Annotated in this window: 28 protein-coding genes; 8 read left to right on the top strand and 20 right to left on the bottom strand. The window is 52.1% G+C overall.

All coding sequences use genetic code 11. From position 1 onward, the window contains the following. The first annotated feature begins 66 nt into the window (after window positions 1-66). Both CHH67_RS05410 and CHH67_RS05405 read left to right on the top strand, forming a co-directional pair. On the top strand, window positions 67-1,200 hold the full coding sequence (locus CHH67_RS05410; RefSeq protein ID WP_095263971.1) for a THUMP domain-containing class I SAM-dependent RNA methyltransferase: 1,134 nt from the start codon (window positions 67-69) through the stop codon (window positions 1,198-1,200). Window positions 1,201-1,255: 55 nt separating this feature from the next. After that, on the top strand, window positions 1,256-3,259 hold the full coding sequence (locus CHH67_RS05405) for an LTA synthase family protein (RefSeq protein WP_095263970.1): 2,004 nt from the start codon (window positions 1,256-1,258) through the stop codon (window positions 3,257-3,259). A 67-nt stretch (window positions 3,260-3,326) separates the two neighbouring features. Here CHH67_RS05405 and CHH67_RS05400 read toward each other — a convergent pair whose 3' ends face one another. Further along, window positions 3,327-4,574, bottom strand: a complete 1,248-nt coding sequence (locus tag CHH67_RS05400; protein WP_095263969.1) for a mechanosensitive ion channel family protein — start codon at window positions 4,572-4,574, stop codon at window positions 3,327-3,329. 234 nt (window positions 4,575-4,808) lie between these two features. On the opposite strand from CHH67_RS05400, the gene mgtE reads away from it, so the two are divergent. Further along, window positions 4,809-6,155: a magnesium transporter gene (gene mgtE / locus CHH67_RS05395; protein WP_095263968.1), complete on the top strand. Its 1,347-nt coding sequence runs from the start codon at window positions 4,809-4,811 to the stop codon at window positions 6,153-6,155. Window positions 6,156-6,559: 404 nt separating this feature from the next. Here mgtE and CHH67_RS05390 read toward each other — a convergent pair whose 3' ends face one another. The 6 genes from CHH67_RS05390 to racE all read right to left on the bottom strand — a co-directional run bounded on the left by CHH67_RS05390 (window position 6,560) and on the right by racE (window position 10,458). After that, window positions 6,560-6,823, bottom strand: a complete 264-nt coding sequence (locus tag CHH67_RS05390; RefSeq protein ID WP_095264043.1) for a hypothetical protein — start codon at window positions 6,821-6,823, stop codon at window positions 6,560-6,562. A gap of 114 nt (window positions 6,824-6,937) precedes the next feature. Then, window positions 6,938-7,168 (bottom strand): YuzB family protein, encoded by a 231-nt coding sequence (locus CHH67_RS05385; protein WP_095263967.1) that lies wholly within the window; start codon window positions 7,166-7,168, stop codon window positions 6,938-6,940. Between the two features lie 29 nt (window positions 7,169-7,197). Beyond that, complete coding sequence (locus CHH67_RS05380; protein WP_095263966.1) at window positions 7,198-7,500, bottom strand: HesB/IscA family protein; 303 nt, start codon at window positions 7,498-7,500, stop codon at window positions 7,198-7,200. A 143-nt stretch (window positions 7,501-7,643) separates the two neighbouring features. Further along, the gene (locus CHH67_RS05375) at window positions 7,644-7,892 is read right to left on the bottom strand and encodes a hypothetical protein (protein WP_095263965.1); all 249 of its coding nucleotides are present in this window, start codon (window positions 7,890-7,892) and stop codon (window positions 7,644-7,646) included. Window positions 7,893-8,074: 182 nt separating this feature from the next. Then, entirely contained in the window at window positions 8,075-9,277 is a 1,203-nt protein-coding gene (locus tag CHH67_RS05370) for a M14 family metallopeptidase (RefSeq protein ID WP_095263964.1), read from the bottom strand. 374 nt (window positions 9,278-9,651) lie between these two features. Beyond that, a complete protein-coding gene (racE, locus tag CHH67_RS05365; protein ID WP_095263963.1) occupies window positions 9,652-10,458 on the bottom strand; it encodes a glutamate racemase in 807 nt (268 codons plus the stop codon). A gap of 299 nt (window positions 10,459-10,757) precedes the next feature. On the opposite strand from racE, the gene CHH67_RS05360 reads away from it, so the two are divergent. Continuing rightward, the gene (locus tag CHH67_RS05360; RefSeq protein ID WP_425320431.1) at window positions 10,758-11,846 is read left to right on the top strand and encodes a nitric oxide synthase oxygenase; all 1,089 of its coding nucleotides are present in this window, start codon (window positions 10,758-10,760) and stop codon (window positions 11,844-11,846) included. Window positions 11,847-11,974: 128 nt separating this feature from the next. On the opposite strand, the gene CHH67_RS05355 is transcribed toward CHH67_RS05360, so the two are convergent. The 4 genes from CHH67_RS05355 to CHH67_RS05340 all read right to left on the bottom strand — a co-directional run bounded on the left by CHH67_RS05355 (window position 11,975) and on the right by CHH67_RS05340 (window position 13,839). Then, window positions 11,975-12,319: a YtxH domain-containing protein gene (locus CHH67_RS05355; protein ID WP_095263962.1), complete on the bottom strand. Its 345-nt coding sequence runs from the start codon at window positions 12,317-12,319 to the stop codon at window positions 11,975-11,977. Between the two features lie 15 nt (window positions 12,320-12,334). Continuing rightward, entirely contained in the window at window positions 12,335-12,787 is a 453-nt protein-coding gene (locus CHH67_RS05350) for a hypothetical protein (RefSeq protein WP_095263961.1), read from the bottom strand. Window positions 12,788-13,027: 240 nt separating this feature from the next. Continuing rightward, complete coding sequence (locus tag CHH67_RS05345) at window positions 13,028-13,447, bottom strand: DUF86 domain-containing protein (RefSeq protein WP_095263960.1); 420 nt, start codon at window positions 13,445-13,447, stop codon at window positions 13,028-13,030. 104 nt (window positions 13,448-13,551) lie between these two features. Next, the gene (locus tag CHH67_RS05340; protein WP_095263959.1) at window positions 13,552-13,839 is read right to left on the bottom strand and encodes a Dabb family protein; all 288 of its coding nucleotides are present in this window, start codon (window positions 13,837-13,839) and stop codon (window positions 13,552-13,554) included. 230 nt (window positions 13,840-14,069) lie between these two features. Here CHH67_RS05340 and CHH67_RS05335 point away from each other — a divergent pair, with 230 nt between their 5' ends. Both CHH67_RS05335 and CHH67_RS05330 read left to right on the top strand, forming a co-directional pair. Then, window positions 14,070-14,675 carry a helix-turn-helix domain-containing protein gene (locus CHH67_RS05335; protein ID WP_095263958.1) on the top strand — a complete coding sequence of 202 codons (606 nt, stop codon included), beginning with the start codon at window positions 14,070-14,072 and terminating at the stop codon, window positions 14,673-14,675. Window positions 14,676-14,841: 166 nt separating this feature from the next. After that, window positions 14,842-15,030: a hypothetical protein gene (locus CHH67_RS05330; RefSeq protein ID WP_095263957.1), complete on the top strand. Its 189-nt coding sequence runs from the start codon at window positions 14,842-14,844 to the stop codon at window positions 15,028-15,030. A gap of 205 nt (window positions 15,031-15,235) precedes the next feature. Here CHH67_RS05330 and CHH67_RS05325 read toward each other — a convergent pair whose 3' ends face one another. Next, window positions 15,236-16,156: a bifunctional helix-turn-helix transcriptional regulator/GNAT family N-acetyltransferase gene (locus CHH67_RS05325; protein ID WP_095263956.1), complete on the bottom strand. Its 921-nt coding sequence runs from the start codon at window positions 16,154-16,156 to the stop codon at window positions 15,236-15,238. A gap of 326 nt (window positions 16,157-16,482) precedes the next feature. Here CHH67_RS05325 and CHH67_RS05320 point away from each other — a divergent pair, with 326 nt between their 5' ends. Together CHH67_RS05320 and CHH67_RS05315 are read left to right on the top strand one after the other, a co-directional pair. Continuing rightward, window positions 16,483-17,049 carry an RNA polymerase sigma factor gene (locus CHH67_RS05320; RefSeq protein WP_095263955.1) on the top strand — a complete coding sequence of 189 codons (567 nt, stop codon included), beginning with the start codon at window positions 16,483-16,485 and terminating at the stop codon, window positions 17,047-17,049. Then, entirely contained in the window at window positions 17,042-17,803 is a 762-nt protein-coding gene (locus tag CHH67_RS05315; protein WP_095263954.1) for a DUF4367 domain-containing protein, read from the top strand. Before CHH67_RS05320 ends, CHH67_RS05315 begins: the two co-directional genes overlap by 8 nt. Window positions 17,804-17,930: 127 nt before the next feature. On the opposite strand, the gene CHH67_RS05310 is transcribed toward CHH67_RS05315, so the two are convergent. The 8 genes from CHH67_RS05310 to CHH67_RS05275 all read right to left on the bottom strand — a co-directional run bounded on the left by CHH67_RS05310 (window position 17,931) and on the right by CHH67_RS05275 (window position 24,123). Beyond that, complete coding sequence (locus CHH67_RS05310; RefSeq protein ID WP_095263953.1) at window positions 17,931-18,563, bottom strand: hypothetical protein; 633 nt, start codon at window positions 18,561-18,563, stop codon at window positions 17,931-17,933. A 40-nt stretch (window positions 18,564-18,603) separates the two neighbouring features. Continuing rightward, the gene (locus tag CHH67_RS05305) at window positions 18,604-19,131 is read right to left on the bottom strand and encodes a zinc metalloprotease (protein ID WP_095263952.1); all 528 of its coding nucleotides are present in this window, start codon (window positions 19,129-19,131) and stop codon (window positions 18,604-18,606) included. 159 nt (window positions 19,132-19,290) lie between these two features. Continuing rightward, window positions 19,291-19,791, bottom strand: coding sequence for a hypothetical protein (locus CHH67_RS05300; protein ID WP_095263951.1), 501 nt, complete (start codon window positions 19,789-19,791; stop codon window positions 19,291-19,293). Between the two features lie 163 nt (window positions 19,792-19,954). Beyond that, window positions 19,955-20,614 (bottom strand): NAD(P)H-dependent oxidoreductase, encoded by a 660-nt coding sequence (locus CHH67_RS05295; RefSeq protein ID WP_095263950.1) that lies wholly within the window; start codon window positions 20,612-20,614, stop codon window positions 19,955-19,957. Window positions 20,615-20,827: 213 nt separating this feature from the next. Further along, complete coding sequence (locus CHH67_RS05290) at window positions 20,828-21,718, bottom strand: fructosamine kinase family protein (protein ID WP_244908092.1); 891 nt, start codon at window positions 21,716-21,718, stop codon at window positions 20,828-20,830. A 160-nt stretch (window positions 21,719-21,878) separates the two neighbouring features. Then, the gene (locus CHH67_RS05285; RefSeq protein WP_095263949.1) at window positions 21,879-22,112 is read right to left on the bottom strand and encodes a hypothetical protein; all 234 of its coding nucleotides are present in this window, start codon (window positions 22,110-22,112) and stop codon (window positions 21,879-21,881) included. 4 nt (window positions 22,113-22,116) lie between these two features. Then, window positions 22,117-22,362, bottom strand: a complete 246-nt coding sequence (locus CHH67_RS05280) for a Ger(x)C family spore germination C-terminal domain-containing protein (protein ID WP_095263948.1) — start codon at window positions 22,360-22,362, stop codon at window positions 22,117-22,119. A gap of 144 nt (window positions 22,363-22,506) precedes the next feature. Next, window positions 22,507-24,123: a glycoside hydrolase family 5 protein gene (locus CHH67_RS05275; protein WP_095263947.1), complete on the bottom strand. Its 1,617-nt coding sequence runs from the start codon at window positions 24,121-24,123 to the stop codon at window positions 22,507-22,509. Window positions 24,124-24,363 lie beyond the last annotated feature (240 nt).

Below are 24,363 nucleotides of genomic sequence, written 5' to 3'. Positions count from 1 at the left end.
CTATACTATAGAGATTGAACCGGCGACCTTACCGCCGTAATTATGTTAATGGAGTTGACTTCATCAATGCCACAATTACAATTAATCGCCACAGCCCCAATGGGATTGGAAGCTGTCGTAGCGCGCGAGCTGAAAGAGCTCGGATACACCGATATGGAAGTGGAGAACGGGAGAGTCACCTTTTCCGGAGATCTGATCGATATTTGCCGCTGCAACCTGTGGCTTCGCACCTCGGACCGCATCCTGGTCAAGATGGGAGAATTCAACGCCGTCACCTTTGATGAGCTGTTCGAGGGAACGAAGGCGCTCCCGTGGGAGCAGTGGATCCCGGCAGACGGGGAGTTTCCCGTGGAAGGCAGATCGCATAAGTCCCAGCTCAGCAGCGTTCCTGCATGTCAGGGCATCGTCAAAAAAGCAATCGTAGAGAAACTGAAGCAGTCCTATCACACGGAATGGTTTCCCGAGGACGGTCCCCGCTACCTGATCGAAATTTCGCTGCTCAAGGATCGCGCATTGCTGACGCTGGATACGACGGGCCCCGCTCTGCATAAGCGCGGATACCGGAAGCTGGTGACCGAAGCGCCGCTGAAAGAGACGATGGCTTCGGCCATGCTTCAGCTGAGCCGCTGGGGCCCGCATCGTCCGCTGTATGATCCGTGCTGCGGATCAGGCACGATTCTGATCGAGGCGGCTCTGATGGCATGGAACATTGCGCCTGGACTTCGCCGCTCCTTCCCCTCCGAGCACTGGGGTATGATCGGGGACAAGCTGTGGGAGGAGGCCCGCGAAGAGGCGTTCGATGCGGTAAAGGACGACATTCCGCTGCTCATCGCCGGAAGCGACATCGATCCGAAGGCGATTGAAGTCGCCAAGGCCGCTGCCAAAAGCGCCGGTCTGGCCGGCGAGATCGATTTCAAGGTTCTCCCGGCGTCCAAAGCGGTGCCGGAAGGCGAATATGGCTGCCTGATTACCAATCCTCCGTATGGAGAGCGGCTGAGCGAGAAAACCGAGGTCGAACGCCTGATCCGGCAGCTCGGCATGACGCTGCAGCAGCTGCCGACCTGGTCCTTTTTTGCCCTGAGCCCAACGAAGCAGTTCGAGCATTATTTCGGACGCAAGGCCGACAAGCGGCGGAAGCTGTTCAACGGCCGGATTGAATGCCAATACTATCAATATCTTGGACCGCTCCCTCCTCGATAAGTCGAATGCACATAACGCTGGGAACCGATAGTTGCATAAGGGAGGTTTGATCGCAATGCCAGTGCGAATATCAAGCGGAGGCCCAGCTCGCTCCGTGGGCTGGCTGCATTACCGGTATACCTGGTATATCCTGTTTCTTGTGCTGATGCTGTACAAGCTGGTGTGGATGCATACCAATCTGCAGCTCGCTAATATGAACATGGACAGGGCCGACTATATCATCGCTGTCGGCTCGCTGCTGCTCGTCTCATTCTGGACACTATGGCTGCCGCCAAAAGGAAGGCTTGCTGCACTGACCCTGCTGAATCTGGCTCTGACCGGGCTGATCTACGCCGACCTTGTGTTTTACCGGTATTTCGATGATTTCATTACCGTACCGGTGCTGATGCAGGCAGGACAAGTCAGCTCGCTTGGCGGGAGCATCGGGACGCTGCTGGAACCGGGGGATATCCTCTTCTTCCTGGACTGGATTCTCGTGATCCCTGTCGCGATCATGATTCTGTTCCGCAGGAAGAAGAATCCCCAACTCAGTGTGGGCTACGATTCCCCTGTCGACCGCCGCCGCAGAAGAAACCGCAGACTTGCTCGCGCCGCAGCAGGAACCGCCGTGCTGATTCTGGGCGGATGCATGACCTTCTTCCCGATCCAAAAAGCCTCCGACACCTGGGCCAAAGGGCTGTTCGCCGGCAATTGGTGGAACGTCACCTTGTACAATGTTACCGGACTCATCGCCTTTCATGGCTATGACATGTACCGCTACAGCCGGGATCATCTGGTAGGCCAACCGGGCTTGTCGGAAGAACAGATCGCAGAGGTGAAGCAGTGGCTGGATGGCCGCCGTTCGAACCGGGCACAGCTGAACGACCTGTTCGGCAAATATAGGGGCAGCAACGTCATGATGATACAGACCGAGGCCTTGATGAATGCGGTCATCGGGCAAAGCGTGAACGGACAGGAAATTACGCCAAATCTGAACAAGCTGATGGAAGAAAGTCTGTACTACAGCCAGTTCTATCACCAGACGGCGCTCGGGCGCACATCGGATGCGGATTTTGTGACCCAGAGCTCGCTGCTGCCGTTGTCCGCCGGCTCTGTATTTACACGGTATCCGGATCGAGGCTACGATGTTCTGCCGAAAATTCTGAAGGAACACGGCTACGCCGCCAATGTGTTTCATGCCTATGAGAGCAGCTTCTGGAATCGGCAGACCGTGTATGCCGCCATGGATTATGATCGCTTTTTCAGCAAGAAGGATTACGAGTTAACCGAAACGTTGGGCTGGTCGCTGAGTGACAAAGCTTTTTTCTCCCAATCCCTTGAGATGATGTCGGGGATTCAGCAGCCCTTTTACTCTTTTCTCATTACATTGACCAGCCATCACCCATACAGGCTTCCCGAGCCTCATCGCAAGCTGGATACCGGGGAACTTGAAGGCACGATGCTTGGCGATTATTTGAACTCGATTCATTATGTCGATGAAGCCTTCGGCGAACTGATCGAGCAGATGAAGCAGCAGGGATTGTGGGATAACACCATTCTCATCATCTATGGCGACCATGACAACTCCATTAAAGATCAGAGCGCTTATGAGCAGTGGTTAGGACGCGAGCTGTCCGAGCTGGATATGGAGCAGATGATGAACCAGGTTCCGCTTCTCATTCGTCTGCCTGACGGGGCACATGGCGGCACGATCGACCCCGAGGCGGCCGGAATGATGAATGTTGCACCTTCCATTCTGCATCTGCTCGGTATCTCTTCCGAGCCTTATTACTGGATCGGCACCAGCCTGTTCGATGAGCGTGATCGGCTGATCCCGCTCCGCAGCGGCGCTTTTTCCTCGAAGGATGTATATTATCTTCCATCAGAGAGCCGCGCATTCGAGGAAGGAACCTGCTACAGCCTGGAATCGCGTCAACCAACAGCGGTCGCGGCCTGCCGTGAAGGATACGATGAGGCGCAGACGATGCTGGAGGTTTCCGACAACGTCATTCTGTATCATCTGCTGCCGCAATTCCGATCTAACGGTCAGCCAAGCGATCAAGGTCATGCAGCGAAATAAACATAAAACCTCCAAGCGGCTTTTCTGCTCGCTTGGAGGTTTTTTAGTGCATCATCCCGCTGGCGGCCTAGGAAGAAGGCTGGTTCACCCGCATTAGATTTTGCAAATCATGCCCGGTCGGGTTCTGGAACAACCGTAATCCGAACTCCGGTGCAATCGCAAAAATATGATCGAAGATATCCGACTGAACACCCTCGTAATTCACCCAGTTCGTATCGTTGGAAAAAGCGTAGATCTCCAGCGGCAGCCCATGCTCTCCGGGCTCGAGCTGTCTGACCATCAAGCTCATCCCTTTATGAATTTTAGGATGCTGCTTTAAATAGTTCTCAATGTAGATCCGAAACACGCCGATATTCGTCATCGCCCTGCCGTTGACCCGGTTCGATGTATCGATCTGTCGTTCCTCATTGTAAGCCCGGATCTCCTCTTCCTTCGCGGAAATGTAATCGGCCAGGTAATGAATCGACTTGAACTTCTCAATCATCTCGTCGGTGCAGAACTTGATGCTGCTTGTATCAATGTAGACCGGACGCTTGATTCTCCGCCCGCCGGAAGCCTGCATCCCGCGCCAGTTTCTGAATGAATCCGAGATGAGAGCATAGCTTGGAATGGTCGTAATTGTCTTGTCAAAATTCATCACCTTGACCGTATTCAAGGAAATGTCGATGACATCACCATCCGCGCCGTATTTCGGCATCTCGATCCAGTCACCTACACGCACCATATCATTGGTTGTCAACTGGACGCCTGCCACCAACCCCAGCAGTGAATCCCGGAACACAAGCATCAGCACCGCGGACAGCGCACCGATTCCGCTGAGAAGAATGAGCGGACTTTGGCCGATCAGGTTGGCGATGATCAGAATGCCGCCGATAATAAAGATGAAAATTTTGACAACCTGCAAATATCCTTTAATCGGCTTGATCTTGGACACTTCAAATGTCTGGTAGATGGCATTGACCGCATTCAAGAATGAATCCAGAACCAGAATCATGACCACCATAATGTATACAACGGCGGCTTTCTCAATCCAGATTTGATAGCTTGGAAAAACCGAGGCAAAATAATAAATGATCAGGGCGGGCACGATGTGCGAGAGCTTCTGAAATACCTTTTTCTCCAATATGATATTGTCCCATGTGTATCGGTTATTGTTAATGTAGTGGGTAATGATCCTTAGTACGATTTTTTTCGTAATAAAGTTAGCCACCATGCTGAGTCCGGTAATGAGCAGAATCATGATGACATTGGCAAGATAACCCGCCGTGCGGGTCTCCAGGCCGTAATCGACCAGCAGCTTCGTGATGTACTCCATAGTTCCTCCTGAATTCGCAACATTTTTGCAGGCAAGATAACCTGGCTTAGTCTACTATTATAGCAAAAGAAGTGCGAACTTCGCACATATTCGGCCTATCCATGTTATACAGCCAGGGTGTTGGATATACTTACGTTAAACTTGGAAGTATGCGTAGCCGTATCTCGTTTAGCAGTCACATCTCAGCCTTGTTCCGAAACAATAATCGATAGATGAAGGGATGGAGGGGCGTATATGTCCGATAATCAGTGGAATTTAAAAATGATAAACCACATCAAAGAAACGGACCGCAAGGAGCTGCAAGCCATATTGGACGAGCTTCATCCTTATGATATCGCCAGGATCTACAAGGAACTGTCCCGCAAAAAACGCTTTAAATTTCTGCTCCTTCTTACGGTTGAACAACTAGCCAGTCTGATTGCAGAGCTGGACACGACCGATCAGATCGAAGTATTGAACCAGCTTGGCGTGGAGAAAACATTGCAAGCCATGAACCTGATGGACCATGACGATTTGGCTCAACTCCTGGACGTGCTGGATGCGGATAATCTTGAGCATTTTCTATCTGAAATGAAGGAAGAGGAATCGCAGGCGCTAGTAAGCCTGATGCACTACCCGCAGGAAACAGCGGGAAGAATGATGACCAACCGTTATGTGTGGGTTCCTGTTTATTATACGGTACAGGATGTCGTGCAAAAATTACGCACATTCGCCGAAATTTCCGAGACTATCAATTACGTGTATGTTGTGGACGAAGACAAACGCATCCTCGGCGTGGTCTCTTATCGGGATCTTCTACTCGCACATGCCGAGGACCCGGTGGCGGATTTTATGAATGCACGGGTGATCTCCGTCCCGGTCACGATGGACCAAGAGGAAGTGGCCCGGGTGATCGAGCGGTATGACCTTCTGGCTGTGCCCGTCGTTGAAGCAAGCAACGTCCTGGTAGGCATTATTACCGTCGATGACATCGTGGACGTTGTCATCTCTGAGGCTAATGAAGACATTGAGAAGTTGTCTGCCGGGGGCAAAGCGATCAATTTCGATACCCAAGCCTGGACGGCAGCTCTTCGCCGCTTGCCGTGGCTGATCCTGCTGCTGTTGATTGGCCTTCTATCGGGCAGCATCATCAGCGGGTTTGAAGAGACGCTGGCCCAGGTCGTTGCTCTGGCATTCTTCATGCCGATGATCGCCGGAATGACCGGGAATACTGGCACCCAGTCGCTCGCTGTTGTCGTGCGAGGATTGATCACGCGTGAGCTTGATAAGCGGACGGTCTTTCGTCTGATCAGCAGAGAGCTTGGGGTTGGAGTGATCATAGGGGTGACATGCGGAGCTCTTATCGCCATCATTGCGTTCGTCTGGCAAGGCAATGCTGTCCTTGGGCTTGTAGTGGGCAGCTCCCTGTTGGTCACATTAATCATTGGCACATTGGCCGGGACCATTATCCCTCTGATCTTGTATAAATTTAATGTCGACCCGGCCATCGCTTCGGGCCCGTTAATTACAACGATTAATGATATTCTATCCCTCTCGATTTATTTTGGAATTGCCTCGATTTTTATCGCTTATCTGGTGTGACTTGCTTGATTATCCCTTTCGTTCAGGAAGCTTGGAGGCAAAGGGCTGGTCGCTAAGGTAAGGAGGCTGGATAAGAAGAGGGAGTTGTATGGCACCAGGCCCAAACCCGTAACTTGACGATGGATGATGTGGCCAGCGCGTACAGCTATGGGAGGCCAGGTCGCACGGTCATTCATACAGGAAACGGTCTTTAGTCCTTTCGGTATTTCGGTATTTCGGTATTTCGGTCCTTCAGTCTTTAGCAGCCCTAAGACGAGCTTGTTTGCCTCTAAGCTTACCTGACCAAAAGGGATGATGGAGCAAGCGCTCGGAAAACGAGTGCGTGAATCTGAGCCCAAAAAAATCCCGCGAGAGCATCACACTCTCGCGGGATTTCTACCAGCTAACAGGAATAAGCTGTACGCTTACCTTTTGGAATGAAGCTCGGACAGACGCTCCTTCTCTTCCCCAAGCAATTCTTCCGCCAGCTCGACAGAGTTCGGATTGCCTTCATCCGTTAGCTGGGCGACGGCACGCTCTGCGTGAGACAGGGAGTTCTCCGCCTGCTGGATCAGCTGCTCTGTCGGATGGGACATGGCCGAGGATACCGCCCGATGCAGTTTCTCTACCGAATCCAGCGCACTGTTGGCCGGATTGTTGCGTTGAAGACTGGAATCGTGACTGTTCATATCGCTGCTCCCTTCAAAAGTCATAGTTCCTGCTGCCCTCTTAGCATGGATGGTTCAGACAGGAACTATACCTCTTGGGAAGCGGTCTAAAGTGCTGCTGTAGTGATGTTCGCACTAGGATGGCTGTTTGACAAAAGCCTGAGCCTTCTCCAGCACTTCATCTTCGGTAGGGGCGCTGACATAACGGCCGTTAATATAGATGAACGCACGTTTGCCACACGGTCCGCAATACGATTTGCAGCCGACCTTGATTTCAGCATCCGGAGCCATCTTTTTGATTTTCGGAATGATCGTCTTCAGGCGCGTATGCTTGCATTTTTCGCAGACACGAATATCATTTGCCATAACCATTACCTCTTTTGCTCCCGGCAACCTTAGTGGTCGCCATGATTCCCTTGGGATGGATTCGTAATGACAAAGCCTTCCTGCGGAAAGTACAGATAGTCGATTTTGACACCGTCCAGGAAAGGTTGTCCAGTCTCCAGAATGACATCAATATCTTTGTCTGTCGACACGACGATATCATTCTCTTTCGGCGTGTCCAGATCCAAACCATAGTGGGCATGATCGCCATGAGCATGGGTTACGACAACACGGAGTTTTTTATCCTTGTTCTCTTCCTTTTCCAGCTCTCTCTTTATGACTTTTGCCGCGTTGCGGGTAATTTTACATTTCACTTTTGTTCATCTCCTCATGGACGATTCCTTCAGTATGTTATTGTAGCCCCAGGCGACGTTTTTCGCAAGGCCAATAGCGGGACACCCGCGGTTAGATGAAGCGCCGTTACCTCGCGGCAAGGATTCAGACGTCGATTACACGCCTATTTCTGTTCAATGCCAGGGTACTTGCGCTCGATTCGGGATACGAACCAGTTCATCATCAGCATGGTCACCCCGATATCATCGATCGGCACCAGGGGCATCACATCCGGCAGCACCCAGTATAAGGCCACCGGGATAAAGAACAGCAGCTTGTCCACTATCGTAATCTGAGGCGATGCCAAATATCGGAATATCCGCTGAAAGACATGCGCCCAGCGCCGCAATGAGAACAGTCTTCTCCATTTCATCTACCGTTCCTCCGTTCCAAGTCCATTCTTTGCGTTATCTTTACCCATTCGACGTTCCCTCAATCAATAGCACTCTTGACCGAGCTAAAGGAAGACCGCTCGTGCGTCGTCAAGACACGAACCATCTTCCCCTCATCAGCTCCTGTCGGAATCGGCAGTACGAAATGCGAATGCCGGAATGCTCATTCCAGCGCCATAAACGCCGCCAGGATGGCCCCTGTCTCGACACATAAGTCTTCAAAATCCTCCAGCGGCAGCGGATTCACCCCGTATCCGATCTCAATCGTAAATCCCGGCCGTCTGAAGTGCTGGATGAACCAGTCCTTGTAGCCGGCATCGCTCCCCGTCAGCTTCACCGGACGGTAACCGCCCGCCTGCCCCAAGCGGGTAGCCCAGGCTTCGCTCTCCGGCGGCTCGGCATCCCGGTAGTTCCAGTAAATCTCCCTTCCCTGGCTGTGCAGGGAAATGGCCCGGACAGGGGAAATGGCCAGCGTGTGCTGGTAGAGCGCCTGCGCCTCCGGCTCGGACAGCGGGGAAGGGCCGCCATAATCTTGCGGAGCCGGTTCCTGTCGGCCGCGACGCTTCACTTCCTCCTCCCAATACGCCGGGAATTGATCTCCAAGATCGACACCGTTCACATTCGCCTTCCAGCGGCGAAAATCTTGGCGTCCCCCGTTCCAGACAAGCAGCTGCTCATGCAGCGGATGCTCAGGCCCGGCCCCCTCCTGCACCAGCTCAACCCCGTCGGGATTCGCCATCGGCACGAGCCACAGCGTATATTCGCTGTACCACGCTCCTGTGTTATGGCCATAGAGGCCTGATCCCTCGTGAAGCGATCTTGCGTAATCCTCGGCAAAGCGAAGCAGGCACGGAGCCGTTATCCATTCATTGGCATGCAGAGCCGCATTGATATGCAAATGCCGGTCTCCCTTTCCGATTTTCGCAGCATAGATCGCTTTGCCTAAGACGCTCGTGCCAATCTCGCTCCATTCGATAAACGGATACAGCGTTGACAAGCGTTCCATGTCTTGCACCAGCTGGGCTGGTCCGTATTCACCGGCTAGTGTAATGGTATGAGAAACATCCGATGACGGCAGGACGATCACCTTCCCTTCCCGCAGTCCCTGATCGGACAATCCCGGATTTAATTCCTTGAGCGCTTCTTTGCTGAATCGAAACGTCTCCGCAATGCTCTCAAGGCTGTCCCCCTGCTGGATGACATATCTGCGGCGAAGGGATGCCGGGAGATACAGCATTTGCCCCCGGTGCAAATAAGGCTGGCGCGCTGCCCAAGGGTTGGCGATGAGCAGTTGTTCCTCTGCCAGTCCGAAGCGTGCGGCTATTCGTGTAAGCGTATCGCCTTTCTGTACGATATACTGCTGCATGACTACGTCCTTTCTGCGGATGAACCGCGATCGTAATGCCAGTATTCAAAAAAAGGGTACGCCAAATTATATGTAGGGCAAGTCGTCCGACATGAATGTGAAAGGCAAGTTTATGCCGCCGCTGCAAAAGACGTCCAGCCTCGGGCATCTTCTTCTGGGAGCGCCACATGCAAATGGCGGCCAAAAAGGAGATTCCCCTTCGCCGCCACTGCTTGTGAATCATAGAAAGACCATCCCTCCGGAGAGCCAACCGATCTCTGCTGCTAGATTCGGCAATGCCATGTCTGTTAATGCCGAACAACACAAAAAAGCTGGACTCCATAGCACAGTCTGCTGTCATAAAATCATCCTATCCGAATGCGGGTCTTCCTTGGCTACAGCTTCGTGATCTGCCACACGACCGGGGTGCGGGTAATGTGGTCACCCAGCCATTCGGTCGCAATCCGCTGGAACATGATCGGGTCCCCTGTGCAGAAGAACTGGTGTACCGGGCTCTCATCATTGCTGGCCAGCTGCTCTTTGTCATACAATATCGTGCTGACTTCCCGCGCCGTCTCATCGGCAGAGCTGATCAGCTTCACGCCAGGACCCATCACCTGTTGAATTGGCTCCATCAGAAACGGGTAATGCGTGCAACCGAGAATCAGGCAGTCGATGGGCGAGTCTTTAATTCCGTTCAACGATTCCTCAACGACCTTGAGCGACTGGCTGGAACGATACAGGCCGTGTTCTACCAGCTGAACAAGCTGAGGACAAGCCTGGCTCCGCACTTCCACATAAGGCGATAGCTGCTTCAGAGCCGCCGTATAGGCCCCGCTGCTTATGGTGCCAACCGTTCCGATGACACCTACATGGCCGGATTTCGTTGCGCTGATGGCTGCCCGGGCTCCGGGATGAATGACGCCGATCACCGGTACCGACACTTTGGAGGAAATATAATCAAGTGCTGCCGCCGTCGCGGTGTTACAGGCGATAACTACCATTTTCGGATCATACTGAATCAAATAGTCTACAATTTGCTCCGTAAAAACACGGACTTCTTCCGGGGTACGGGGTCCGTAGGGTGCGCGTGCCGTATCGCCAAAGTAAATAATCTTCTCCCTAGGGAGCTGTCTCATCACTTCCTTGGCTACCGTTAATCCGCCTACACCCGAGTCTAGTATTGCGATTGCTTGCTGCACGAACCCACCGCTTCCTTCTCATCAAATTCATGGCTTACGTGATACCATATGTCGTTTCAGAATGAAACGTACCTAAATCTTACTGCAATTCCCCCCGTTCTTCAACACAGGACCATTCGCGGAGGACCATCAGTCGACTTTGTTCAACAAATTGTAGGACTCATGCTCCATATCCGCCACGCTTACCAGGTATACTAGTTGTACCGCATACAGGAAGCAACCACATTCATAGACCGCCTGAGGCTCTGCGGACGAGCGAAGCAAAGGAGCGTTGGAACGTGAAAGGAACTGATCCATCTATTCATCAGCGCATGGAGCTGACAGAAGCAGCCGCTCATTTCATCCATGCCTGTTACCATGAACTCGGCCTGGGCGAGCAAGAAGCCGATAGACGCGTCAAGGAGATTGAACGCGAGATTGAGCGTACCGGCACCTATGAGCATACTCGGGAAGAGCTGGTTCATGGAGCCAAAATGGCCTGGCGAAACAGCAACCGCTGCATCGGCCGCTTGTTCTGGGACAAGCTCCGGGTGCAGGACGCCAGAGATGCAACGAATCCTGACGATATATTAGCCCGGCTCATCGCGCATATCGATACGGCCACGAACGGCGGCAAAATTATTCCGACAATCACCGTGTTCAAGGCAGCTGCGCCAAATGAAGCCCCGCTGATGATCCGCAATCATCAGCTGATCCGGTATGCCGGCTACGACACCCCGGCCGGCATTATCGGCGATCCGGCTTCCATCGCCTTCACCCGGGAATGCCTTGCCCTCGGCTGGGAAGGGAACGGCACCGATTATGATCTGCTGCCCCTCGTCATCCAGCAAGGCGAGGAACCTCCGCACTGGTGTCCGGTCCCCGAAGCCTCCGTGCTGGAGGTTCCCATCGAGCATCCGGATATCCCGGCCATCAGCGAGCTCGGGCTGCGCTGGTATTCCACGCCGATCATCGCCGACATGATGCTGGAGATTGGCGGTATTATCTATACGGCCGCCCCCTTTAACGGCTGGTATATGGGGACGGAGATCGGGGCGCGCAATCTGGCGGACGAGCAGCGATACAACAAGCTGCCGGCGGTCGCCCAAGCGATGGGCCTCGATACCCGGAGTGAAGCTACGCTGTGGCGGGACCGCGTGCTGGTCGAGCTGAATTATGCCGTGCTTCACTCCTTCAAGAAGGCGGGGGTCAGCATTGTCGATCATCATACCGCCGCCCATCAGTTCCATCTGTTCGAGCAGCGCGAAGCACAGGCCGGAAGGGACGTTACCGGGGATTGGACTTGGCTGATTCCGCCGATGTCGCCCGCTACAACTCACATTTTCCATAAGAAGTACAGCAACCAAATCAAATCGCCAAACTTTCTTTACCGCAACAAAAAACAGTGAGCGAATATCCGCTTCCACCGTCAACAAGGACGGCTGGCCCTTCGGGACCAGCCGTCCTTCACTTCTGATGTATTGGGAGGTCTTGCTTACTTGATTCGTAGAATCAACAGGCGCCAAGCAGATCGTTATTAAATATGCTCACCGAGCTGAACGGAAGATACTTGAACCACTTTTTCCTTGTCCGCAACCTGGTCCTCTTCCGCGTCATTCCACAGCTCCTTGCCGCTTCTCCAGGATTGGATGTCCGAGATGACATGCTCTGCCCGGTCGGTCATCAGACCGATCAGCTGCACCCCTTGCTCGCCCACTTTCCCGGCAACTTCCTGCACTTTGCTGCCCAAGTTCCGGGTTCCTTCAGCGATATCGCCGCGCAGCTCCTTGCCTGATTTCGGAGCAAACAGAAGCGCAGCCGCGGAGCCGGCAACACTGCCGATCAGAACTCCCCATAACAGACCTTTCGTTTTGTCCTTCATAAGACCCATCTCCTTCTATTTGGCCTGCCCTTCGTCGGACTTGGAGGCATGGCGGTTCCATGAGTGCCATACGGTCACTCCGGCATCGATCCACCGGAAAATCTCACCGATGTGCCGTTCGTTGTCCAGGCGCGCACGCTCAATATGCTCGATGGCCGATACCGATGCTCTTTTTCCGATGGCACGAATGTTTTCAGCCGTTTCAGCTACCGCTGCAGCGGCCTCGGACATGGACGAGGCAAAAGCTTCACCGGCTGCCAGTTGATGCTGCACACTCGTTAAAGCCGCATTCGCCTGCTCCAATACCTGTGATGCTTCCTCCGACAAATGTGCGCTGTCCGCTTCAAGCCTGCTCAGCACCGCTTCGGTCCGCTGTAACACTTTTCGGAACGAGACAGCCATGACCACTGCTGCAGCTGCCATCAGCATAATGCCGATCCCCGCCGCAAGAGCACTCCACTCCGCCATAGGAACCCCTCCTTTCAATCCGACCGGGCGAATGCCTAGTCGCTTGATGCATTATAAGCAGGTTGGGCTTGTTTTGACACAGCTTTCTGCTTTTTTTCGCTGAATCTATAATCCGTGGCGCCTTGCGGCGTCCCCTTACTCATCAGATCCATTCAGGCCGCATCATAAAAAGGCCGAAGACCCGGGCTCTTGTGCAAGCCCTCGGTCTTCGGCCTTGATTGGCGGCCTCATGCCGCCGCACTATAATTCTTTTGCCAAATAGTCGCGCACAGACACAGCGAACTGCTCCAGCGTCTCCGGCAGAACCCGGGATAGCGGGTGAAGCGCATGTCTGTCCCATTCATAATATTCCTGTACTAGCGGCTTGCGAAGCTTGACCAGTTCCATCAGCACTTCGTGGATCTCTTTCGAGAAGACGTTCTCCTGATGCACGATGTCGATGATATCCTCGTAACTGCTCGCATCCCGCATAATAAATCCGTCAATCAAATAGCTGCCGACATCAGTCACAATTTCAATGGCCAGATGAAGGGCACGCTCCTGAACCATACCGGCTATCAGGCCTTTATCCCAGGAAGCCTGCACCGTTCTTAATCCTTCTGCCACTTCCGGAATCGCATTCAATCTGCGTTCTATCTGTTCTTGGTTTACATAATACATCGCATGTCCCTCCAAGGGATATTCTTATCGTTCATCATTCGTTCTTCATTCGTTCATAACAGTCTTCACATATCATTTAAACCGGTTTCAAAACCTCCGGCCGCTTATATTTCAAAATCAACGGCGAGCGTATGATCCTTCACGGTATTAATATAACGGATCACTTCCTGATGAACAGGATGTACGGCATAAGCCTCCAGATCCTCCAGCGAATCCACTTCAATAATTAAAGCCAGGTCATAAGAACGCTCGGAACGGACGATATCCGCACCAACCTGCAGGGAACGCAGCTGTGGAATTTTTCCATCCATATCCCGAAGCACCTTCACGGTCTGTTCAATGTTCTCGGCAGTAGGCTCTTTTAATTTGAAAAATACGATATGCTTAATCATTGCCCTTCCCCCATCTTCTAGAATGTATGTACCTCTCTTTATCATACCCCGTCCAGAACGAAAAAGAAATCGTGCACACCCTGTGGGTCGGCCGATTAATTGATCAGATTCTGCTCGATTTCGCGGGTTCATGACCTATAAGAAGCCGTTGGAAACAAATGTATCGTTGTTACCTGTTGAAATGAATATGTCGAATAATGTAGAATTATGTTAAAAAAATCGGAGGAATTATGCCTACACAACTTCAACAAGAAAAACACTCCATTGAGGCGTGGTCCCTGATCAATCGTAAATATTTGGGGAAGGGCGTGCGAGTGAAGCGATTTCGCAGACCTACTCGCTGCCAGATTCGAAACCGCGTCCTGCTAGCCGTCCTGATGGCCAAAGATATTAAGTTGTCTCAGCTGGCCGAAGAACTTGGCGTGTCCTCACGCAGTGTCAGCGCTTGGGTATACGAGGGACGAATCCCAGGAAAAAACAACCTGGAGAAAGCTTGCAGCTACCTCGGTTACCCCCGTCATATTCTGTTCCGCGAAGAACTGCTTGAGCAGTCGCCGCTGATTTGCCAGCCGGCTCCATCGCGATTTATGAAGCGCACGCTTACGCGTTCACCGGTCAGCAACCAGATCCTCACCGGCTTGTGCATGGTTCATGACTTGTCCGTGAGCGATGTCAGTCACTGGATCGGCATTCATCCGGGAACGTTCCGGAAGTGGCTGCATCAAGGCACGCTGCCGTCTGCAGCATTTCAAGAGAAAGCGGAACAATTCTTCCGCATCCCGAAGACGGTTCTGTTCGCAGATTGTGTATTGAGTCAACATGATGCGTCCCGCTAATCGGCCTCGCTTGCAGATCGTACCGACAACTTAGCTCAACCGCCCGCATGGCTCGGGGACGGTTGAGCGTTTTTATTGAACCCCACACGGCCAGCAGGGATATTTCCCCCCGGTCGTGGACATACATAGAGCAGAAAGTTATGGATCTCCCCTGGAGGTGATGTTCGTGAAATCGCAAAAAGAGCTGGGGGCGTCGCTCGGGCTTCTCGCAGGAACGACGCTTGGCAGCGGCATCGGCTTTCTGTTCGGCTGGCATTCCGTCAACTTGATCGTCCTGGTAAGCACGTTCGGGTTGCTGGGCGTCGCCATAGGCTGCTGGCTCGGTTCACGCCGATTGTTCAAGGAAATTCCGTGAACGATTGAAAGGGCGGACGCTCAAAATCCCAATGGATTTTAGGAGTCCGCCCTTTCTGTGCATCCCTACCGAGTGCCCTGCCCGGCATTATGCTGTATTCGCATCATGACGGCCGCCGCTTCCGCCCGGGTAGCGAGCGCACCCGGGACAAAGCCGCCCTCCCCTCGGCCAAGAAGGATTCCGTGTTTGGGGTGAAGCAAATATTCTACGGAAGAAGAAGCTCATAGGTTAGCTCGACATGATCCACACCCCAAGCGCGATTGTGATGTTCGGCGACTTGGCGGAAGCCTTCCTTCTCGTACATGGCAATCGCCGTCTTCTGATCTTCCGTCGTTTCCAGAAATACACGCCGGTAGCCTTTCTCTTTACAGTACTGCACAGACTGCCGAAGCAAGGTTTTTCCCAGCCCGATGCCTCTATATTCCGGGTGCAGAATGAACCATCTCAGCTGCCCGGTATGCTCGGAATGACCGACAATCGCAATTGCGCCAACGATCTGCTCCCCGTCCTCCGCGATCCAAAAGCGGTCCTTCTCCGGGTTATAACCGTTGAAGAAATCAGCAAACGTCTGGCATACATAACCTTCAAATACATGATTGTACCCGCATTCCTGGGCGTAAATCCATCCGTGAAGATGAATCAGGCTCCCTACATCCCCGGGCCTCAAGTCTGTACGAATGCGAACCTCCGGTGCTGCTGTGTCATTAAGTGATAGAACACGCTCAATGGATGCCATATGATGTGCAATCCTGCTGCGCTCGTTTTCCGGCAGCGGGTTGATCAAACGGCGGATTTGTTCATCGGACAGCGCGTTCAGTCTGGACAATATCTCCCTGCCCCGATCCGTCAAACTGAGATGATACAATCTTCCGTCCTCCTCCGAGCGTACTCGACAGATCAGTTCCTGCTTCTCAAACCGTTTCAATATCCGGCTTAAATAGCCGGCATCCAGGCGCAGCTTGTCAATAAGCATGGTTGCTGTACAATTCTCGTCATGTCCGATTTCGAACAAAACCCGGGCCTCCGACAAGGAATAATCGCTTTGCAGCAAATGCTGATCAAGCAGTCCGAGAATGTTGGTATAGAACCGATTGAATTTTCGAATTGCATGTACGACCGAGTTCATATTATCCTCCTTGCAAAATTTCAAATAGTCAACGCAATGTTTTAATTGACTATGTCAACTATATATTCAGTTATATCCTCCATTAGTTGATTAAGTCAACTAATAATTTAGGCACCCTTACTTCCGCTTCGGAAAAGCACCGTTATATGCACGCAACAAGGCGGCAAGTTAGCTCTTAAACGGCCAGCCCCAGTCAACCAGTTGCAGGATATTCAACTATATATCAATAGGGATTCCTTTAATTTCCATTAGTGTTGTATAATTAAACATACACAGAATCGGTATGGACGCTGAATTGGACATCGATAATGGATCCGGAGGAATCTATGGAACAATGGTTTTATCTCCTGCAAAGTCCGCTTGATGAGCTGGACACCAAGATTCAGGAGCTGGTGTTTCGCTCCTTCTATCAGTTTGTATATCGGGACATCTTGTTTATGGTGCGTGACCATTCGCTTGCCGAGGATATTATTCAGGAGGCCTTCATCAAAGCGATTACCAAGGGACCGCAGATGAGATCATGCGCGAACATCCCGGCGTGGATCAAGCAGGTGACCCGCAATACCGCCCTGGATCATCTAAGGAAATTGAAACGGGACCGTCAGATCCTTGTCGAATCTTTCGTTCATAGAGGTGATACGGCATTCGAGGAGATCAGTGTGACCAGCGAGGTGGAGGTCCGTGAAAGGGACAAGCTGCTGTATCAAGCAATGGCCGAACTGAAATCGGATTATCGGCAGGTGCTGCTCCTGTTCTACATCGAGGGAAGGCCGTATCGCGACATTTGCAAGGAGCTGGGCATGTCCGAGCCTGTACTGACACAGCGTTTGGCCAGGGCACGCAAGAAATTGCTTCAACATTTTTTGAGAAAATGGGCGGATAACCATGAATGAACAAAACGAACAGGATCGCGTGATCCGAAAATGGCTGCAGGATGAGTATAATAGCATCGAAATTCCAGACCCCTCGCCCGCATGGGATAAGGTTCGCATTCAATTGGAGCGGCGGCGCCGGCATAAGAAACTGCGTTCACGAATGGCGATTCTTGCTGCCGTTGTTGCAGCTGCACTCATGATCAACGCTGCCGCCACCATCAGCATTTCGAAAACCTATGCGCAGATGTCCTCCCTGCTCCAGGAGGTAAGGGATTATCTCGTCGAAATTTTCTTTACGAAGGAGGCGTTTGATCATTCGGCAGCCGTCACCGCGCCTCCAGCCCCTGACGAAGCTGAGCATGCTGCCCTTCCGGAAGAGGTATCGCTTGAAGCCGCTCAGGCGAAACTGGGCTTTTCACTCCTCGTGCCAGCCGCTATGCCGGATCGCTATTCCCTGGACAGGGTGCGTATTTTCCAGGAGGAGGATGGCGAATATCGCAATGCCTATTTGGAGTATGCCAGCAGTGACCAGCATATTGTGAAAATCAGCCAGCATGTCATATCGCCTGGGTCGACACGAGTGAAAAGCGATATTTCGGCTAGTGCCGGAGATATACAGCAGGTTTGGATCGGCGGCAGTCAGGGCGTCCTGATTATTGTGCCTGAAGGTTATGCAACACTCGAGTGGCTGACAGAGGATGGGATCAAAATATCGATCTCCGGCAAGCTGAACGTGCAAGAATTGATGCGTGTAGCTGAATCTTTGCACTAAAGCAATAGAGAAGCCTTCAAACCCACTTTAGCAGTGGTTTCGAAGGCTTTCTTATTCCACATATAGGACTGAATGATTCCCAGGTTCCTTAGGGGTTAACCCGCCGTGGGATCTTTCCCTGTGTGCCTCAATTAAACTTGTCTTTGATCTCCAGCAATGCTTCAACGCTGAGTGTTAAATCATTGTCCGGACTGGCGCTTTTCAGCACAGCCTGCTCCATCAGTTTCGGATCCGCCTCATCCTTGTCCACCGGATCATAGATGTACAGGCTTTGGACCGGATTCAATAGACTGGCAGGCGAATCAGCATACGTCGCTAGGAAAAATACGTACTGATGATCGCTCGAAATAGAGACAGCATCCTCGGACACAAACGTGATGTCTCCGATCTGCCCGCCCAGCTCTTTGAACTCTAGTTTGTCCCCTGGCTTGTAATTGCCTTTGAACGATTCCTCAACGGCAATCGTATAAATGGTGTAGATGTTCTTCTCTACATATAACTCCCCGCCGGGATTCAGCTCTTCATCCGCCGAATCGGTATGGATCATATCGTCAATCTCCTCTACTCGAGTATCAACGATCTTGCCGCTAATAACGGTATCCGCCTTGTCGGACAAACCGTTAATGCTGGTGTAGTGCGGGAAGTCCTCGCTAACGACCACGGTCACCGGTTCCTCATGGCTCGCCTGATTTCCGGCAGCACAAGCCGTCAACATCAGCAGCGCCGCTGCGCTTATGATAAAGAAACGAAGTTTTCTCATCCCATGCCCTCCTCGAATATTGATTATTGATGGATTTCGATTAATATTTAGCCTTTACGTTATTGATATCGTAAGTCTGAGGTTTCGTCATCGTGTTGCGGTTGCGGGTGTATTTCATAATGGAGGAACTGCTTGTGTTCGGATTGTCAGACAGCCAAATGGAGTGGCCCAGTTCGTGGACAAAGACGCTCTGTACAAAATTGCTGAACTTTCCGTCCTGCCGGTCTCTCGAGATCGTTCTCGCATTCATCTCGATCCGGAACTTGGTGAGCTTGCTGCCCGAATAGGTCGCATAGTTTCTGCCATAGGCTTCCCAGCTGTATTGTGCTGCCGAGATGGTGTTCGAGGAGGAGCTGTTCTTGGAGAATTTCACTTTCGCACCGGCATTGTTCCAATTGGACAGGGACTGATCCATCGGCGCTTGCCATGTGCTGTTGAAGCTGTACGATTTGACCGGAATGGTGGAGCTTGGCCATCCGTAATTCAGATACTTGGCATACACCGCCGTGCTGCTCAGCAGAATCAATCCGCTCAGCAGGACGACACTTACATAAAATTTCTTTTTCATTTCACAGCCTCCTAATATTTATTCAAAACTCTTTTATTGCTAGAAATGTTATTTGGTTCCACCTCCTTCTATAGATATAACGAAGCTGCCGGTTCATTTCTAACGATGATAGATAAAAAAAAAAAGCGAATGGGCTTCCCCACTCGCACTTCATGCTCATTACGGGATCAGATGCGATGGCGAATAGCGGTAACCCGATTCCACCGTTGACCCCTTTTTGATCCAATGATAGGATTTCGTCCGGTAATAATAACCGCTTAACACTGAGATATTGCTGATGGACGAGTACACATAGGCTGCGTTCTGTTCTTTGCTATTGGGACCGAGGTAGACGTCGATCCAGGCCGACCCGGTCCATCGCTGCAGGGTGAGCTGAACGCCGATTTCATCCACCCTTACGGTGCCATAGCTTTCACCCCAAATATTGACTCTTTGTTTCCCCTGATTGGTTAGATAACCCTGCCCTTTCTCCAAATAATCGAACTTCGGATCAAATACCGTGTTCGGAGCTAGGTCCTCGCGCGGTGGCAAAGTATGGGCCTCGGCGCTTGCCGCCGGCTCGTAAGCCGATGCCGGAAGGGGCAGCAGAAGCAGCAGCGACACGCCCAGAACTAACTGTACATATCGGATGATCCGGATGTTCCTCTTGGTTACGATCAATGGGTTCGCCTCCTTAACTTCATGTTAACTTCTATGTATATAACGCAGGGCGCGGGCTTTTCCTGACGCTCGTCTCATCAAAAAGCGGCGCAAGGGCTTCTCCCCCTGCACCGCAGTCGGCTTGCATAGCGAGGTTTCCCGCCTCGCTTCGCTTATTTCTTGCTTATTTAATCCACTTTACAACATCCTCATACGGTCTGCGTTTCTTCGGTCTCGGCTCTTCCTTCCGATAGCCGAAGGCAACCATCACGGAAGCCGTAAAGCGTCCGCCCTCCAGCAGCCCTTCCTCCTCCAGCAGCTGATCCATCGTCTCCATATTAAAACCTTCAATCGGACAGGAATCGATGCCGATTTGAGCCGCAGCTGTCATCATGTTGGCTAGCGCGATATACGTCTGCTTCATTGCCCAATCGTTAAGGAAGCGCTCGTTATCGAGCAGCTTAAAATCCTGTCTCTGAAACTCCTCAACCATCCCCAAGAACTTGGCCAAATGTTCTTCCGGAATGTCTTTGAACTGCTCCTTTAAATAGGCAGAGTCATATCTTGTATCCTGATGCGTCCGCGCGAGGATGATGACAAAGTGGCTTGCCTCCGGCAGCTTGCCGGCCGCTCCCCACGAGGCGTTTTTAATCTTGGTTCGAAGCTCTTCATTCTGAATGACGAGAAAACGCCATGGCTCTGTGCCAAACGAGCTCGGCGACAAGCGGCCGGTCTCCAAAATAAATTCAAAATCGTCATCGGAGATCGTTTTGCTCGGGTCGAATGCTTTTGTTGCATGCCGGAAATGGTACGCAGCCAAAATTTCTTCTTTCGTTATGGTCATATTCACTCTCTCCTTCGGTATCAAGTAGGGCGCCGTGACACGCAGCGGCCGGTGAACCGTTCATGATTCCTAGAGAACTGCATCGCCTATCCTGCCCTTTTTCCAAGTACAACAATAACAAAAATAACCTCAAAAGAAAACTTCACGCCACAGATTCAAGACAACCGATGCATGCCTTTCATCCATGTTGCTTTCACTTCCCCGGATCTTCTTTCAGCCTGCGTATCGTGCCAGCACCCGGTCGACAGCGGGGCCATAGGATTCGCCAAAATGATTCAGGTGAACGAGCAGGTAGTATAACTGATAGAGCGGCCGCCGCTCGGCATAGCGCTGCTGATCGAAGGGCCGGACTTCCCGGTAGGCTTCATAGAAGCGTTCCGGGAAGCCGCTGAACAGTTCAGTGAAGGCCAGTTCCATCTCGGCATCTCCGTAATAAACGGCCGGATCAATCAAATACGGCTGACCGCCCGGGCCAACAATCCAGTTGCCGCGCCACAAATCGCCGTGCAGCAAAGATGGCGACGGATGGGTCGGTATCCACTGGTCGAGCCGGTCAAGCAGCCGCTCCATGCGCTCCCGCCGCTCACCCGTCATATGGCCTCCCGCGATAGCAAGCTCTAGCTGATGCCCGAGCCGATGCGTGCGCAGGAACGCTACCCAATTGTCTGTCCAAGCATTCGGCTGGGACAGGCGGCCAATATAATTGTCGGCGCCATAGCCAAATCGTCCAGTCGTCCGGGCATGCAGCCCCGCTACACCGCGTCCCAGTCTCTCTGCCGTATTCGGCGCCTCGCTTCCTTGCACGTACGACATCACGATATACGCTAGCGATTCCGCCTTCTCCTCGCCGATCGTCCCACTACCGTAAATATGCGGAACCGGAATCGCCTCCGCTGAAGCAATGGCTTGCAAACCCTCTGCTTCCTTCTCCAGCATGGCCGGAACCTCGCCGATTTTCACAAGATAATCTCCCTCTGTTGTACCTGCCTTCCACACCGGGCTGATGCTTCCGCCGGACAACGGGGTCAGCGTGACCTCCTTGGCATCGATGCCATGCCTCGTTAATATTTGCATCAGTGGTGTGTTCCACTGCTCTGTACTCATTGATCGCTTCACTCCTCTTGATTCCCTTCAAACCGTATCTTATTGCTGCAATAACAAGAGGCGATCCATTCTTCACGATTCGATCACCAATTTACCATAGTCCATATCTTAGGGGAACTTGGCTGCATATGCAATGTCAGTTTGATTTGATGGAAATGCGCTAAAAAGGACTTGTCACGATATTTCTTAACTGCACCAATAGAAAATCAATGATTTTGGCCGGAGAGGTCATTGTAGGGAACATAATGTACATGGTGGCGATCCCCCACCCCATGACTGTCAGGGCTGCAAAGGCGGCTTTTTCTCTCCTCTCGCCTGATTGTATTCTCGGCCATTGATAGATGAACATCAACAGGACGAGGAATGTAATACCGACGATATACACCACTTTCATGCTTTCACCTCTTTGCTTGAGAAACGTCCACTTTCAACTCTTTTTGCACGACTTCAAGTGTAGCTGATAAGCGCTCTTCGATCTTGCGAGCCAAGGCATCCTCCAGCTTTCGGATGCTATCCACTTCCTTTAGATCCCACTCTGTTTGGTTCTGAATGACATCGTCTACAGTCTCGATCCTTAACGTCATTTTTAATTGCTGTCCGTTTATTTCCGGAATTAAATCAGCCTCTCCCTTAATTAAGTTCATCGATACATACCCTTAAAATATACCATTACAGGGAATAATCATTAGCCGAATACAAAAAGGCGCTTGGATCTCCATTGAGGAGCGCAAGCGCCTTCATTATTACGGCATGCTGGTTATAAATCACTATGATCTATCCACTTTAATTTATCCTAAAGCGACGGAATGCAATTCAATTCTGCCGCCATCCACTCTAACTTCAATCGAGGAAGCGTCCGCAGGTGCAAGTGTAGCACTAACGCGGCATAGGTCGCTGCCCGGAGACAATGACGTGACCGTCTTCTCGGCTCCGTCCTGCCGGACGGTAACAGTGGCCGCCTCCCTGCAAACCAGCTCAAGCGTTACCGAATTTCCCGCCTCGATGCCGCGGAAGGAGTAGGCAGCAAATTCGCCCTCTGTCAGCTCCAGGGCGAGATTCATCCAGCCGCTGTCGAACACAAACGCCTTCGTCTGGGGCTCATCAGAAATCGGAACGAATTTCATGCCCGTTTTGTCTCGATACTTATAAATATTTCCTTCCGTGCGAAGTCCGCTAAAGGATACGCCCTTTCCCGGAAACTCGTCAAAATCAGTTCCCCGCACCCGGCAGCCCGGCGTTCGGAATACAGATGCCGTCACCTCCGGATGAGCGGTGCAATTCTCTACTTTAATATTATTCAGATACTCGTCCAATATCTGCTTTGTACGATCATAACTCGGCCGCGCCCCGCCTTCGGTGTAGGCCAGAAACTCATCCCAGCCCTCAGGCTTATTCACGGTATAAGGTGAATTTGCACGCCCCATCTTTTTCCACGGCCATAAGTTGTAGCCAATCCCCAGCGACACCGCCAGCGGATACATCGCGGCAAACCACTCCAGTTCGTTCTCCCCTGTCTCGCCCAGCCATAACGGCTGATCCAATGCCTTGGAGAGCGCCAAATATTCATCGTATACCTCTTTGCCAGGCTTGCAGGCATACCGGTGGAAATGAATGACCATGTTCGGGTCGTACCGTTTATAGAATACCGCTGTGTTCGTTGCCCAGTGATGGCCTTCCACCGACAGCAGATGCCGATCATCAATTTCCCGGATCGCGGCGATGGCCTCCTCGTAGAACTTCACCAGGCGGCGCACAAGATAATCTTCATGCTTCCCTTCCATCAGTCCCGGCCGAACCGGCTCATTCAGCAAGTCGTAACCGCCTACAATCCAGCGGTCGCGGTACCGGCGGGCCAATTCCCGCCATAGCTCGATCCCCTTGTTCCAGCTGTCTTCATCCGTGAACAGACGCGGAAAGTCATCCACCGAATCATCGATGTTGGCCCCCGTCTGCCCGCCGGGCGCCCCATGCAAATCCAGGAAGGCGTAGAGGCCGAACTCTTCGCACCAGTCCAGACAGCGGTCGATCAGCGCAAAACCGTCTTCCTTCCAGCGGATCCCCGGCTCGTCCTCCATCAGCACTCTCCATCCGAATGGAATGCGAACCGAGTTGTAGCCCTGTTCGGCCATAAACCGGATATCTTCACGAGTCACATAATTATCACGGAAACGCTTCCAGAATTGTTCGGCATACGGCTTGCCCGCCACTTCCTCAATCACCGCTTCGATCCGCCGTGGACGGTCGAACCGCGTGTTGTGGGACAGCCACATGTACCCTTCACAGAGCAGCCAATTCCCGAGGCCCCATCCTGTCAGAATGATTTCCTCGCCATCGCCGTTGACTATGCTTGTCCCTCTGGCCTGCAGAAAGCCCTTCACGCGCGAACGATCTGTTTTCTCATGCATCGTTTCATCCTCCCGGTGCTATTCTTCGATTTAACGCAATCATTATAGCACCCTGTCCTGGCCCATCATAGCCGTCCCGATATTTGCGACCCTAACCCGAAAATTATGGCCTTGGCTCCTGTTTAGATGATCGGCCGGTATGACCGTCCCACGATTCGGGATAGAGATTTCGACGGATATACAAAAAAGCCCCGGAATCTTCATGAAAGAAGACTCCGGAGCTTTCTCGTTCTTACCGGA

It is taken from the genome of Paenibacillus campinasensis, from assembly GCF_002272015.1.
In the GTDB taxonomy this organism is placed as follows: Bacteria; Bacillota; Bacilli; order Paenibacillales; family Paenibacillaceae; genus Paenibacillus_AQ; species Paenibacillus_AQ campinasensis.
This window is presented reverse-complemented; position numbering and strand designations above follow the sequence as displayed.

Bases quoted from the DNA above. Each gene is read 5' to 3' on its own strand.
- CHH67_RS05290 (WP_244908092.1), bottom strand. From the start codon at position 21,718: ATGAGTACAGAGCAGTGGAACACACCACTGATGCAAATATTAACGAGG.
- CHH67_RS05345 (WP_095263960.1), bottom strand. From the start codon at position 13,447: ATGTATTATGTAAACCAAGAACAGATAGAACGCAGATTGAATGCGATT.
- CHH67_RS05385 (WP_095263967.1), bottom strand. From the start codon at position 7,168: ATGGCAAATGATATTCGTGTCTGCGAAAAATGCAAGCATACGCGCCTG.
- CHH67_RS05375 (WP_095263965.1), bottom strand. From the start codon at position 7,892: ATGAAATGGAGAAGACTGTTCTCATTGCGGCGCTGGGCGCATGTCTTT.
- CHH67_RS05275 (WP_095263947.1), bottom strand. From the start codon at position 24,123: ATGCATGAGAAAACAGATCGTTCGCGCGTGAAGGGCTTTCTGCAGGCC.
- CHH67_RS05320 (WP_095263955.1), top strand. From the start codon at position 16,483: ATGGAACAATGGTTTTATCTCCTGCAAAGTCCGCTTGATGAGCTGGAC.
- CHH67_RS05340 (WP_095263959.1), bottom strand. From the start codon at position 13,839: ATGATTAAGCATATCGTATTTTTCAAATTAAAAGAGCCTACTGCCGAG.
- CHH67_RS05350 (WP_095263961.1), bottom strand. From the start codon at position 12,787: ATGGCGGAGTGGAGTGCTCTTGCGGCGGGGATCGGCATTATGCTGATG.
- mgtE (WP_095263968.1), top strand. From the start codon at position 4,809: ATGTCCGATAATCAGTGGAATTTAAAAATGATAAACCACATCAAAGAA.
- CHH67_RS05400 (WP_095263969.1), bottom strand. From the start codon at position 4,574: ATGGAGTACATCACGAAGCTGCTGGTCGATTACGGCCTGGAGACCCGC.
- CHH67_RS05410 (WP_095263971.1), top strand. From the start codon at position 67: ATGCCACAATTACAATTAATCGCCACAGCCCCAATGGGATTGGAAGCT.
- CHH67_RS05405 (WP_095263970.1), top strand. From the start codon at position 1,256: ATGCCAGTGCGAATATCAAGCGGAGGCCCAGCTCGCTCCGTGGGCTGG.
- CHH67_RS05310 (WP_095263953.1), bottom strand. From the start codon at position 18,563: ATGAGAAAACTTCGTTTCTTTATCATAAGCGCAGCGGCGCTGCTGATG.
- CHH67_RS05370 (WP_095263964.1), bottom strand. From the start codon at position 9,277: ATGCAGCAGTATATCGTACAGAAAGGCGATACGCTTACACGAATAGCC.
- CHH67_RS05335 (WP_095263958.1), top strand. From the start codon at position 14,070: ATGCCTACACAACTTCAACAAGAAAAACACTCCATTGAGGCGTGGTCC.
- CHH67_RS05295 (WP_095263950.1), bottom strand. From the start codon at position 20,614: ATGACCATAACGAAAGAAGAAATTTTGGCTGCGTACCATTTCCGGCAT.
- CHH67_RS05355 (WP_095263962.1), bottom strand. From the start codon at position 12,319: ATGAAGGACAAAACGAAAGGTCTGTTATGGGGAGTTCTGATCGGCAGT.
- CHH67_RS05285 (WP_095263949.1), bottom strand. From the start codon at position 22,112: ATGAAAGTGGTGTATATCGTCGGTATTACATTCCTCGTCCTGTTGATG.
- CHH67_RS05325 (WP_095263956.1), bottom strand. From the start codon at position 16,156: ATGAACTCGGTCGTACATGCAATTCGAAAATTCAATCGGTTCTATACC.
- CHH67_RS05315 (WP_095263954.1), top strand. From the start codon at position 17,042: ATGAATGAACAAAACGAACAGGATCGCGTGATCCGAAAATGGCTGCAG.
- CHH67_RS05305 (WP_095263952.1), bottom strand. From the start codon at position 19,131: ATGAAAAAGAAATTTTATGTAAGTGTCGTCCTGCTGAGCGGATTGATT.
- CHH67_RS05280 (WP_095263948.1), bottom strand. From the start codon at position 22,362: ATGAACTTAATTAAGGGAGAGGCTGATTTAATTCCGGAAATAAACGGA.
- CHH67_RS05390 (WP_095264043.1), bottom strand. From the start codon at position 6,823: ATGAACAGTCACGATTCCAGTCTTCAACGCAACAATCCGGCCAACAGT.